The sequence below is a fragment of the Mediterraneibacter massiliensis genome (assembly GCF_001487105.1).
Taxonomy (GTDB): Bacteria; Bacillota; Clostridia; order Lachnospirales; family Lachnospiraceae; genus Mediterraneibacter; species Mediterraneibacter massiliensis.
This window is the reverse complement of sequence record NZ_LN913001.1, coordinates 879878-892283: the sequence shown is the minus strand read 5'-3', so window position 1 is coordinate 892283 and position 12406 is coordinate 879878. Positions and strand designations below refer to the sequence as shown.

Here is a 12406-nt window from a genome sequence, read left to right as displayed (position 1 = left end):
TTTTTATCAGTCTTACGAATGATAAATTAGTTTCCCATCTGCGCAGCTACTTCTTCTGCAAAATTCTCCTGTTTCTTTTCCAGGCCTTCTCCTGTCTCGAAACGTACAAACTTCTTCACTGTCACATTTGCGTTATTTTCTTTTGCAACTTTTTCTACATATTTTGCAACAGTCAGATCACTGTCCTGTACATATACCTGGTCTAACAGACAGATTTCTTTTAATTCTTTGTTCAGACGTCCTACGATCATCTTTTCAATGATGTTGTCCGGCTTCGGCTTGCTGCTCTCTTCATTTTCCTTCTTTGCAGCTGCGAGAAGAATCTCTTTCTCGTGTTCCATATATTCCTGAGACACTTCGTCACGGGATACATATTTCGGATACATAGCTGCTACCTGCATGGCTACATTCTTCAGACAATTTTTGATCTCATCATTTACCACATCTGTATCTGCTTCAACTAAGACACCGATACGTCCGCCGCCGTGGATATAAGATACGACACAGCCGTTGTCAGCAACTACTTTTTCAAATCTTCTGATATTTAAGTTTTCACCGATAACGGCTACCTTCTCTACCAAAGCATCTTTTACGGTCTTAGAAGAATCTGCTGCCCATGCTTCTGACATAAACGCATCCATATCCGCTGCGTCTGAATCTGCCGCCTGGTTTACGACTGCTTCTACAAAATTCTGGAATTCTTCATTCTTTGCCACAAAGTCTGTCTCTGAATTCACTTCTACGATCGCAGCTACCTTGTCATCTTTTACGACTGTCTTAACAATACCTTCTGCCGCGATTCTTCCGGCTTTTTTCTCTGCCTTTGCCTGTCCATTCTTTCTTAAGAATTCCACTGCCGCATCCATATCTCCATTTGTCTCTGTAAGAGCCTTCTTACAGTCCATCATTCCCGCGCCGGTCATTTCTCTTAACTCTTTTACCATTCCTGCTGTAATTGCCATTTTTATTTCCTCCGTTTCATGATTTTCTTACTTCTTTAAAAAATGCTCCAACCTGTTTATCAGGCTGAAGCATTCCCGTTCAAATTATTAAGCTTCCACAGTTTCTTCAGCTTCTTCTGTTTCTACTGCTGCTTCTTCAGCTTCTTCGTAATACATTTCCTCTGCGCCGGCTTCTCCCTGATTTGCCTCGATGACTGCGTCTGCCATCTTTGAGACGATCAGCTTCACTGCTCTGATCGCATCATCATTTCCCGGAATTACATAATCCAATTCTTCCGGATCACAGTTTGTATCACAGATTCCGATCAACGGAATTCCCAGTGTATGTGCTTCCTGTACGCAGATTCTTTCTTTCTTCGGATCCACGATAAAGATAGCGTCCGGCACTCTCTTCATCTCTTTGATACCACCCAGGTTCTTTTCAAGCTTTGCCCATTCTTTCTTAAGAGCAATAACTTCTTTCTTTGGAAGGACATCAAATGTTCCATCTTCAGACATTCTCTCGATTTCTTTCAGACGCATAACTCTGCTCTGGATCGTCTTAAAGTTTGTCAGCATACCGCCTAACCATCTCTCGTTTACATAGAACATTCCACAGCGTTCAGCTTCTGTCTTGATCGCATCCTGTGCCTGTTTCTTTGTTCCGACAAAAAGGATCGTACCACCTTCTGCCGCAATATCAGCAACTGCTCTATACGCGTCATCTACCATGCCTACAGATTTCTGCAGATCGATGATATAGATACCATTTCTTTCTGTGTAAATATATGGAGCCATCTTAGGGTTCCATCTTCTTGTCTGATGTCCAAAATGTACACCAGCTTCCAAAAGTTGTTTCATTGAAATAACGCTCATGTTTCTTTCCTCCATTGGTTTTCTACTTCCGCATGTTTTTACAGCTTTGAGACCGGATCAAAACTACAGAAAACATTTCCCTGCCTCTGTGTATAACTGATCTTAGGCACCTTCAAAAAGCATCCACATACGTGTTTTTTTGCAACATTGGTAGTATAGCATAGAAAAATGGGGAATGCAAGGTATTTCCCATCATTTTCCCTGCATTTTTCTACTCTTTCTTCTGCCTCTTCCTCTTTCGTTCCTTGTATGTTATTCTGTACGTATGGTAAGCGATCGTCTTACCTAAAAAATACAAGGAGGCAGCCTATGAAATTTACATTTGCACACAATAATCTAAACGTCTATGATCTGGAAAAGTCTTTGGCCTTTTATGAAGAAGCACTGGGGCTTACAGTGACACGCCTCAAAGAAGCAGAAGATAAAAGTTTTAAACTGGTATATCTCGGAGACGGAGAGACGCCTCATCTGCTGGAACTTACCTGGCTTAGAGATATGGATCGCCCTTATAATCTAGGCGATAATGAGATCCACCTTGCTTTCCGAACAGAGGATTTCGACGCCGCATATAAAAAACATAAAGAAATGGGATGTATCTGCTTTGAAAATCCAAAAATGGGGATCTATTTCATCTCTGACCCGGACGGATATTGGCTGGAGATCGTGCCTGCCTGAAATGTAAAATTAAGAACCTCTGAGGTACTCTCGTACCTGCAGAGGTTCTTTTCTTTTGTACTCTATAGCAATTTTTCTTTAGTAACGAACATAAATCATTCCAGACTGCACAGGACCGATAATAACGCCGACTCCTTCTGTAGCCGCATGGATCATCTGCCCTCCGCCTATATAGATACCACAATGCTCTGCATTCACACAAACATCTCCCGGCTGCGGATCGCTCACTTGCGGCCATCCTAAGAATGTATATGTATTTCCCAGTCTTCCATAAACACCGGTCAAACAGTAACTCACAAAACCGGAACAGTCAAACGCGTCGGGTCCTGTAGCTCCCCATACGTACTCCGCCCCAATCTTGCCATATGCACGATCCACAACAGCATTTCCCGTATTTGCATCATAGTTTGGAGGATTCCAATCATTTCCGCCTCCGCCGTTATCAGGAGTCTGATCGTCTGTTATCGTATCTCCGCCGCCATTATTGTTGTTATTATTTTTCTCCGCTTCTTCAGCCGCCTGCTTTGCTGCTGCTTCTTCGGCTGCCTTTCTCGCCGCTTCCTGGATCATGGAGTCTATATTTTCCACTTCCGCACTTTTGGATGAAATCGTTGTATTTAACTCTTCCTGCTGCGCCTGATAATCACTCTCCAGGCTTTGCAGATTCGCCATCTCGGTTTCCAGTGTGCTCTGCAGATTTTCTACTTCCTGTACAGTCGCCTCATATTCTTCCAGCTGATCTCGATCATAGGAATGTACCTTCTCCGCATATTCCGCCTGCGTCAGCAATTCAGAAATGCTTCCTGATGTGAGCACTCTTTCCGCCGCCTGTCCGTCACCGGATTCATACATATATTTAATCCTGAGTTTCATAGCATTATACTGCTCTTCTTCCTTCTCCTGAGCAGCTTCCAAATCCTGCTCCGCCTGCGCGATTTCCTCGCCCTTTGCGATCAGGTCTAACTCCAACTCATTTGCCTTCTGTATCAAAGTATTCAATTGTGTTTGCAAGCTACTTAATTCACTCTCCGCTGCCGCTTTCTGACTCTCCAGACTCTCTTTGCTCCCAGGTTCTGCAAATACAGGTGTTACGACCAGAGAACAAGTCAGGAATGTGGCAAGCGTTGCACTATGTACCTTCTTTAATTTCATTTTCACACCAATCCTTATATATTTTATCTATGTCCCCACATATATGTTTCATCATACAATATTCAACCGCATTTTTCAACACAGTTTATGAAAAAAACATAATTTACCCCTTATTCCTGCTTTTTAATTACTATCTAAAGCATAAAACTCTGCAAATTTTGTGGAAACTATGAAACATTCTCCATTACATATTATGCATTATACTAAACCCCGCTCACAATCGCAATACCTTTTTAACATTTTTGTAATATTTTACAAAATGCATTCCAACTGTCTACTAACAGAATTCTTATAGACATTTTCCCGCTACCGGAACATGTCCGGTGTGATCTTATCTTGTGCAGGGGGTTCCTGCTGTTCCGGTTTTTCTTCCATCTTCTGGATCCGCACAAATACGACTGAAGCAACAAACGCGCTGAAGATTACGGCAAATGCCATTTTCATGGGCTCTGTTGCCAGCCAGTTAAAGACACCTAGTTTTGTCAATACAAGAGAGGCTATGTTCATCATACTATGAAGACAGATCGGCGCCCATATGGAACCATATTTTTCACAGACATATGCCAGAAACATTCCTGTCACAAACCCATAGATCATCTGTATCGTATTACTGTGGATCAATCCAAACAACAAGGCAGAATAAACGGCAGCTCTGAAAAAACGATTATTTTCTCTATAGCGTTTAAACAGGATCCCTCTAAACATCATTTCTTCCGCCAACGGTGCTAAAATCCCCAAGCATACGATCTGCGCCGGAAAGCCCGCCGCATAGGCGATTGCTTGTGATTCTTGATACGACTCACTGTAGAAAGCGATTTCAGCCATTGCAGACAGACAAGTAAACCCTATACTAAAAGCAGCCCCAAGGACGATCAGCTGCGGATATGCATTCCACTTAGCCTTCTTATTTACCGGGATCTGATACGTCTGCTCCAGTTTTCGGTCTTTGCGGAACAAAAAAATCGTCATCGGAAGTGTACACAATGCACACAGTGCCGCTATTTCTACCTGATGTTCTGCCATTACCGTCAGCACTTGGTTTAAGACTGCTGCTGTTTCCTCCGCAGGGACAGCCTGGCCGCCTGCTCTCATCTCCTCTGCAAGCAGTTTTGCCATATACGGGATCATAACGATCATTTCCACGATCGTCTGCACCGCCATCTCGATCCCCATAAAGATTAAAAACGGTCCGCACACACTCCAAAAAGGACTTTTCCTATAAATACGGTTCATGGCTTTATATTCCTCGCTTTCTCAAGAATCCATGCCTGCAGTTCTTCCGCTTTTCCCAGGACAGTCCCCTGTACCATTTCCGGCTTTCCGCCGCCTTTTCCGGAAAAGTATCCGTTCATCTCTTTTGCCAGAGGCCGGACATCTATACTTCTGCTTCCCATGACATACCGATACCCATCTGTATCATTGCCTCCAAATACCACACAGCAGATCCGTTCCTGTTCCAAAAGCAGATTCATCAGCATTCTGAGTGCATCCCCTCCCAAGTGTTCTTCAAACACGCATACCGCATCTTCCTCCTGCGGGATTTCCTTTGCCCGGTAAGCAAGCCACTTTCTCTCCAGATCTGCGCTCCGCATTTTTTCCCGCGCGTATTCTTCTTTCAAATGCCGGACTGCCTCGACGATCGTACTTTCTTTCGCGCAAAGTTCCGCTGAAATTTCTTTTGCGTAGTCTTCTTTTTTATCGTAATCTTCCAACGCACGAAAACCACACAACATTCTTATCCGAACGCCGCCTTTATAGCGCTGCACGTTTGTCAGTTTGATCACACCGATTTCTCCCGTCTTTTTCACATGCGGCGCACAGCAGGCGCATACGTCATATCCCGGAATCGTCACGATCCTGACTTGTCCTGCGATCTCGATCTTGCTCCTGTATGCCAATACTTCCAATTCCTCTTTGGACGGATAGCTGACCACTACCTCCAGATTCTGTACCACAGCATGATTCGCTTCCCATTCGATCTCACGCAGTTCTTCTCGGGTGATCTCCCCATCGAAATCCATTGTACAGTCTTCACTGCCCAAATGAAATCCCACATTATTATAACCAAACTTCCCATGTATCAGTCCGGAGACGATATGCTCCCCTGTATGCTGCTGCATTTTTGTAAAACGCTCTTTCCAGCGTATCTCTCCCTTCACACTGCTGCCCAGTACAAGAGGACTTTTAAGCAGATGAAAGATCTTTCCATCTTTCTCTTTTACATCCAGCACTTCCATCCCGTCCAGGGTACCTGTATCCGCATACTGCCCTCCGCCTTCCGGGAAAAATGCTGTCCTGTCTAAAACGACCCAGTACTTTTCTTTGTCCTTTATGCACGCCTCTACCCTGGCTGTGAAGTTCTTCATATGGCTGTCTATATAAAATAACTTTTCTGTCATTTTCTATATTACATCCTTTCCGGCGCTGTAAAACCAAGCAGATCAATACTCGTCTCCAATATCTTCCTCGTCAGCACAAGAAGCGCGATATAACTCTCCTTCTTCTGTTCATCTTCTTCTGACAGGATCTTCGTTTCATGATAAAACTTATTAAACGCATTCGCCAGATCATAGATATACGCACAGATCTTATGGGGAGCGGTCTCCTCATAAACCGTATCGATCACATCGTTAAACTTAGCCGCTTCCAACATCAATGTCTTCTCACAGGCATTCTGCGCTGTACCGATCCGCAGTCCTTCCAGCACATTTTTGTCCTCTGCGTATTTTGTCAAGATAGATTTGATGCGCACGATCGTGTATAAAATATAAGGACCTGTATTGCCTTCAAAAGAGGTAAATCTGTCTACATCAAAGATATAATCCTTTCCCGCCTGGTTGGACAGATCGCCATATTTGATCGCCGCCAGCCCGACGATCTGCGCCGTACGCTTTGCCTCCTCTTCGGATACTGTACGATTGTCCATGATTTTTTTATACATTTCTTCATTGATCTCTCGTATCAGGTTCTCCAAGCGCATTACGCCGCCTTCTCTCGTTTTGAACGGCTTTCCGTCTTTGCCGTTCATCGTTCCAAATCCTAAAAATTTAAGCGCTGTCTCTTCTTTTACGATCCCTGTCTTTTTTGCACAGCGGAACACCTGGATAAAATGCATCTCCTGCCGTTTATCTACCACATAGATGACCTCGTCCGGCTGATAGAGCTTCTCCCTTTCTACCAAAGTGGCAAGATCGGTCGTATCATATAGAGCTGCCCCGTCTGATTTTAAGATCATACAAGGGGGGACTTCCTTCTTATCCGACTCCTCCTGCACATCTACCACAAGAGCGCCTTCATCATAGTGCGCATAACCGCCTTCTTTGAGCATCTCGACCATAGGCGGGATATATTTCTGCGCATCTGCCTCTCCTTTCCAAAGGTCAAATTCTACATGCAGGTTTTGATAATTCTTCTTCAGATCTGTCACAGACACATGCATGATATGTTCCCATACCGCCCGATATCCTCTGTGCCCATTCTGCAGCAGATAGGTTGCCTTAAGTGCCTCCTCCCGATAGTCCTCATGCTCTTTTGCATAGGCACTGGCGGTCGGGTAGATTTCTTCTAACTCCGTGATCGTAAACGGTGCTTCCTTTGGATAGTCCCCCTCGAAAGACTCGTCAAAATACGGAAGATCCGGTTTACGTTTTTTCAGTTCTGTTATGATCAGTCCCATCTGGTAGCCCCAATCGCCCAGATGAATGTCCCCGATCACGGTGTTGCCTTTATATCGGATGATCCTTTTAATACTCTCTCCTATGATCGCTGAACGCAGATGTCCTACATGAAGCGGTTTTGCGACATTCGGTCCGCCGTAATCTATCATGACCGTTCTTTGGTTCTCACATTTTGAGACGCCCAGCATTTCATCCTCTGCCATTTCATTTAAAAATCCAGTGACAAATTCTTTCTTTACTTTCAGATTGATAAATCCTGGATTGACTGCTTCTGCTGTCTCAAAACAGGCGCTGTCATGTAACGCTTCCACTACGTCTTTTGCTATCATAGCAGGGGCTTTTTTATATGTCTTAGCAGCTGCCATCGCTCCGTTGCACTGGTATTCGCACAGATCCGGACGATTTGACAGCGTCACTTTCGCAAACTTTTCATCATATCCCGCTGTTTGAAACGCTTCCCGCACTTCTATCGTAATCTTTTCCAACAGTGTCTTCAATTTTCTTCCACTCTCCGTTCTTTCCAACTTCCCGCAGCCGCGTCTTTTACCGCTGCTTTTATACCATGTTATTCTAACATGTCTCCTTTGTAACGGCAAGCCAATCATTTTCAATATTGCCATTTTCATTCTGTCATTTTATAATGACTGTATTATTATAGAAAGAAAGGAATACAATACATGAAAATAGGTTCACATGTAGGAATGAGTGGAAAGGATATGCTGCTTGGTTCTGCCAGAGAGGCTGTCTCCTATGGTGCCAATACGTTTATGTTCTATACCGGCGCTCCTCAAAATACAAGAAGAAAAGAAATCCAAGAATTAAATATAGACCCTGCCTGGGCATATATGCAAGAGCATGGAATAGACGAGATCCTAGTACACGCGCCTTATATCATCAATCTGGGCAATGCAGTAAAACCAGAGACTTTTTCGCTTGCCGTAGAATTTCTGGACAAAGAGATCCAGCGTACCATTGCCTGTAAAAGCCATCTGCTCATCCTGCACCCCGGTTCCCATGTCGGAGAAGGCGCAGAGGTCGGAACCGCCCAGATCATCAAAGGACTCAACGAGGTGCTCACCAGGGAAACCGACTGCTGTATCGCTCTGGAAACAATGGCGGGCAAGGGCTCTGAGATAGGACGTACCTTTGAAGAACTAGCCGCTATCTATGAAGGTGTAACATATAACGAAAAGCTCCGTGTCTGCTTTGATACCTGCCACACAAGCGACAGCGGCTACGATATCATCCGGCATTTTGATGATGTAATCTCTGATTTTGACCATATACTGGGAAAAGAACAGATTGCTGTCTTTCATATAAATGACAGTAAAAATGTGCCCGGTGCCCGCAAAGACCGCCATGAAAATATCGGATTTGGGCAGATTGGATTTGATGCCCTGCATTATATCGTACACCATAAAGATTTTACAGACATTCCAAAGATCCTGGAAACGCCGTATATCCCTTCAGAGATCCATGCAAAAAAAGCTTACGCTCCGTATAAATATGAAATAGAAATGCTAAAAAACGGGATTTTTGATCCGCAGCTCAAACAGCATATTATAAACGCTCATGAAAAGGAATGAACAAACGGCATAATTTGTGTAAATATCTGTTGACAGCCCCCCCCTTTCATTGTATGATTGTACTATATGTATAGTACAGATAGTAAGAAAACGAGGTGACGCAGATGCCATGGGATTTAGATGATGACCGTCCTATTTATCTACAATTGATGGAACGCATCCAACAAGATATCATTTCCGGGATTTATAAACCCGGCGACAAAATTCCTTCTGTCCGCGATCTGGCTTTAGACGCCGCTGTGAATCCCAACACTATGCAGAAAGCCCTTTCAGAACTAGAACGCAGCGGTCTTGTATATTCCCAGAGAACAAGCGGGCGGTTTATCACAGAAGATGAAGTTATGCTCAAAAAAATGAAAATGCAGCTTGCAGCAGAACATATCCGACAATTTTTCGAGAAAATGCACCAACTGGGTTTTGGGGACGAAGAAACGCTTCATATGATACAGGATGCATTAAAGGGGGAGAAACAATGAAACCAATTTTAGAGTGCCAGGGTCTGACAAAAAAATACGGCAATTTTTTCGCGCTCTCTAATCTGGATCTAACACTGGAGAGAGGGCAGATCGTAGGGCTGCTCGGGCCCAACGGAAGCGGCAAAACAACGCTGATCAAGTTAGCAAACGGACTTTTAACTCCTACGAACGGAACCATCATGATCAACGGCATGTCTCCGGGCGTAGAGACAAAAAAGATCGTCTCCTATCTTCCGGAAAGAAATTATTTAAACACACACATGCGAGTAGACGACATTCTCGCATATTATGTCGATTTTTACGACAATTTTAACCCCGCGCGCGCAGCCTCTATGCTGAAAGATCTGGGGATCGACACACACACCCGACTGCGTTCTCTTTCTAAAGGCACAAAGGAAAAAGTACAGCTCGTCCTCGTCATGAGCCGTGACGCCGATCTATATATCCTGGATGAGCCCATCGGAGGTGTAGATCCTGCCGCAAGAGATTATATCCTCCAGACGATTTTGACTAATTATAACGAAAACGCCACCATACTGATCTCTACTCATCTCATTTCGGACATTGAGAACGTATTAGACAGAGTTGTATTTTTACAGTGTGGTCAGCTTGCTTTAAATGCCACTGTCGATGAAATACGCTCACAGAGAGGAAAATCGGTCGACGCATTATTCCGGGAGGTATTCAGATGCTAGGGAAACTTGTAAAATACGATTTAAAATATGGTTACAAAATCATCCTTATTGTACACGCCATTTTGTTGTTCGCGTGTATCCTGGGACGCTTTATACTGAACGGGGTGGATTTTAACGCCCCCGCTGAAGCCCTGGGCGCTTCACTGGCAATCTTTATCACATTCTTTACGCTTTTGCTCGTGGGGGCATCTTTCGCCACCTGCGCAGTTATTACTGTCCGTTTTTATAAAAATCTGTTTACAGATGAAGGTTATCTCACCTGGACTTTGCCTGCTACACCGCTTGTGCAGCTGTGGAGCAAGATCATCTCCGGTACCATCTGGTGCATCGCAGATATTCTTTTATGTTTTTTGGGGCTGATTATTCTTGTGACGGGTAATAATGTAACTTCCTTATATGTACAGATCGCGCCGGAGATAACGGAGGCACTTGGCATGCCGCTTTCCTCCTTTGCGTTATATCTATGTCTGTTTACACTATTCAGCACGGTCGCCTCTGTCATTATGATCTATGTATCTATTGCGATCGGACAGCTTTTCCCCGGGCACAGGATCCTCTGTTCTATTATTGTCTATTTTGTGCTCACCTTTGTTATACAGATGTTTTCTTTTATCTTCATGATACTCTTTGGGCTTTTCCCAAATGCCAACAATGTACTGATCGGAGACACCGCCGCCCATTACCTGTTTTCCAGTATTGGACTTGGCGTATTTTTAGTAACGATCACTGCCATACCGGAGTATATTGCCACCTACTACATTATGAAAAAGAAAATTAATCTTATATGATTTTCCGCTAGAAACGCACGCTGCCAGGTGCATAAACAAAAGTGGAGAAGATACTTCCTATTCGGGTATATCTTCTCCGCTTTTCTTTTATCACCTTTTACTTATGCTTAAAAGACCACTTGTATCAAAAACATATACAGCACTGTTCCCACGCCTATACTCAACAAATTATTTCTCTTCCAAATATGCAGCACTGCCACAGTCAATACTGCCGCCGCTTCCGGCACGCCATGCGGCGAAGCTGCTATGGCCGTGTCTTTCAGACAATACACGACCAGCATACCGATCACCGCAGGCGTCAGCACCTTACCCAGATACTCTACGACCGCAGGGATCTTCTTTCCTTTCGGAAATACAAGAAAGGGCACTACCCTCGTACAAAATGTCGTCACAGACACTACCAGAATGATCAAAATAGAAGTTCCCGCATTTACCGGCATATACCCGCCTCCTTTGAAAGCTGCTTTCTGGACACAAAGAGTATCAATATGCACAGCAGCATGGTCGGAAATACAAAGTTTGCGCTTCCAAAGATCTGAAGACATACAAACGCTGCCGTCACTCCAATCGCAGCCGGAATCCTGTTTTTCTTCTCCATCCACTGCTCTATAAAAATCACCACGAATAAGGCTGTCATAGCAAACTCAATTCCTTCTGCATTAAAGGGAAGCACGTTTTTTAATATACCGCCGATCGCCGAACCGATCACCCAGTAGCTCTGATCCAAAAGAGCGATGGCAAACAAAAACTTATCTTCTTCTACTTCCTTTGGTATCTTAACCGTACACAAAAGAGAGTATGTCTCATCTGTCAAAGAAAAAATCATATACCACCTCTTCTTTCCCATGTGGTGGAATGTATCTAACAAAGAGAGTCCATAAAATATGTGTCATATATTTACCATCAATGTCATAAACGCAACATGTAGAAAAGAAACGCCCGGCACAAAAAAATTCACCGCCAGATATTGTCCTGAACCGGCATATACCAACACGCTCATCAGCACCGCCCACAAGGCAGAATACCCTTTTTCCGCGTACATCACGCCAAAAGCAATGCCAATAAACAAATATCCCGTCAATACAGGAATCGTGTAAGGAAATGCTTTTTGAAATGCTTGTTTATACCCTCTCATCCTTCTGCCCCTTTCCAACATGTGCTTTCTTTTTTTCTTTCCGCTTACAGACATAAAAAATACACGTCTGGGCGGGATCGAACCGCCGCACATGCCTCCGGAGGGCATTGCTCTATCCACTGAGCTACAGACGTATAAAAAGCAGCACCCTGTATGTTTTTATCCCAACAGAGTAACCTTAATTATCCTAGCATAATTCCAGCAGATTGTAAAGAGCAACCTTTCAGCTTTTTCTTTGAACATTCATAAAAATACGCGTGATCGCTTAAAATTTCTTCCGCAAGGACCTGCGTTCCATTGATCTCTTTTACCATTTTGCTCATTTCTTCCGAATGTGTCCCTTTAGATGCCGGCACGATCACGGGGGTTTGACAGTTGAATAAAGAAAAAAACCTTACAATGCCT

General features: G+C 43.9%; 13 protein-coding genes, 1 tRNA gene and 1 pseudogene. 5 read left to right on the top strand and 10 right to left on the bottom strand.

All coding sequences use genetic code 11. The annotated features are described in order from the left end of the window. Positions 1 to 26: 26 nt before the first annotated feature. Entirely contained in the window at positions 27 to 962 is a 936-nt protein-coding gene (gene tsf / locus BN3282_RS08485) for a translation elongation factor Ts (RefSeq protein WP_059068315.1), read from the bottom strand. A gap of 87 nt (positions 963 to 1049) precedes the next feature. Further along, positions 1050 to 1817, bottom strand: coding sequence for a 30S ribosomal protein S2 (rpsB, locus tag BN3282_RS08480; protein WP_059068313.1), 768 nt, complete (start codon positions 1815 to 1817; stop codon positions 1050 to 1052). 309 nt (positions 1818 to 2126) lie between these two features. Between rpsB and BN3282_RS08475 the strand changes: the two genes are divergently transcribed. Next, positions 2127 to 2492, top strand: a complete 366-nt coding sequence (locus BN3282_RS08475; RefSeq protein WP_059068311.1) for a VOC family protein — start codon at positions 2127 to 2129, stop codon at positions 2490 to 2492. Between the two features lie 78 nt (positions 2493 to 2570). Here the strand turns inward: BN3282_RS08475 and BN3282_RS08470 are convergent, their stop codons facing one another. From BN3282_RS08470 to argS, 4 genes are all read right to left on the bottom strand, one after another. Beyond that, positions 2571 to 3644, bottom strand: a complete 1074-nt coding sequence (locus tag BN3282_RS08470; protein WP_059068309.1) for a coiled-coil domain-containing protein — start codon at positions 3642 to 3644, stop codon at positions 2571 to 2573. 306 nt (positions 3645 to 3950) lie between these two features. Continuing rightward, positions 3951 to 4877: a CPBP family intramembrane glutamic endopeptidase gene (locus BN3282_RS08465; RefSeq protein WP_059068307.1), complete on the bottom strand. Its 927-nt coding sequence runs from the start codon at positions 4875 to 4877 to the stop codon at positions 3951 to 3953. Continuing rightward, complete coding sequence (locus tag BN3282_RS08460) at positions 4874 to 6043, bottom strand: alanyl-tRNA editing protein (protein ID WP_059068305.1); 1170 nt, start codon at positions 6041 to 6043, stop codon at positions 4874 to 4876. The genes BN3282_RS08465 and BN3282_RS08460 overlap by 4 nt, the downstream gene beginning before the upstream one ends. Before the next feature lie 8 nt (positions 6044 to 6051). After that, complete coding sequence (gene argS / locus BN3282_RS08455; RefSeq protein WP_059070341.1) at positions 6052 to 7818, bottom strand: arginine--tRNA ligase; 1767 nt, start codon at positions 7816 to 7818, stop codon at positions 6052 to 6054. Between the two features lie 180 nt (positions 7819 to 7998). Here argS and BN3282_RS08450 point away from each other — a divergent pair, with 180 nt between their 5' ends. From BN3282_RS08450 to BN3282_RS08435, 4 genes are all read left to right on the top strand, one after another. Then, positions 7999 to 8907: a deoxyribonuclease IV gene (locus tag BN3282_RS08450; RefSeq protein ID WP_059068303.1), complete on the top strand. Its 909-nt coding sequence runs from the start codon at positions 7999 to 8001 to the stop codon at positions 8905 to 8907. Between the two features lie 104 nt (positions 8908 to 9011). Next, a complete protein-coding gene (locus BN3282_RS08445; RefSeq protein ID WP_059068301.1) occupies positions 9012 to 9383 on the top strand; it encodes a GntR family transcriptional regulator in 372 nt (123 codons plus the stop codon). Further along, positions 9380 to 10078 carry an ABC transporter ATP-binding protein gene (locus tag BN3282_RS08440; protein ID WP_059068299.1) on the top strand — a complete coding sequence of 233 codons (699 nt, stop codon included), beginning with the start codon at positions 9380 to 9382 and terminating at the stop codon, positions 10076 to 10078. The genes BN3282_RS08445 and BN3282_RS08440 overlap by 4 nt, the downstream gene beginning before the upstream one ends. Further along, the gene (locus tag BN3282_RS08435; RefSeq protein ID WP_059068296.1) at positions 10072 to 10866 is read left to right on the top strand and encodes a hypothetical protein; all 795 of its coding nucleotides are present in this window, start codon (positions 10072 to 10074) and stop codon (positions 10864 to 10866) included. The genes BN3282_RS08440 and BN3282_RS08435 overlap by 7 nt, the downstream gene beginning before the upstream one ends. A gap of 107 nt (positions 10867 to 10973) precedes the next feature. On the opposite strand, the gene BN3282_RS08430 is transcribed toward BN3282_RS08435, so the two are convergent. The 4 genes and pseudogenes from BN3282_RS08430 to BN3282_RS15195 form a co-directional block, all read right to left on the bottom strand. After that, positions 10974 to 11306: a branched-chain amino acid transporter permease gene (locus BN3282_RS08430; RefSeq protein WP_059068294.1), complete on the bottom strand. Its 333-nt coding sequence runs from the start codon at positions 11304 to 11306 to the stop codon at positions 10974 to 10976. Beyond that, positions 11297 to 12001, bottom strand: a pseudogene (locus BN3282_RS08425) (AzlC family ABC transporter permease). Before BN3282_RS08425 ends, BN3282_RS08430 begins: the two are co-directional and overlap by 10 nt. A gap of 62 nt (positions 12002 to 12063) precedes the next feature. Then, positions 12064 to 12135 (bottom strand) — tRNA-Arg (locus BN3282_RS08420). Between the two features lie 48 nt (positions 12136 to 12183). Next, positions 12184 to 12357 carry a DUF5688 family protein gene (locus BN3282_RS15195; protein WP_205408536.1) on the bottom strand — a complete coding sequence of 58 codons (174 nt, stop codon included), beginning with the start codon at positions 12355 to 12357 and terminating at the stop codon, positions 12184 to 12186. Positions 12358 to 12406: the final 49 nt, after the last annotated feature.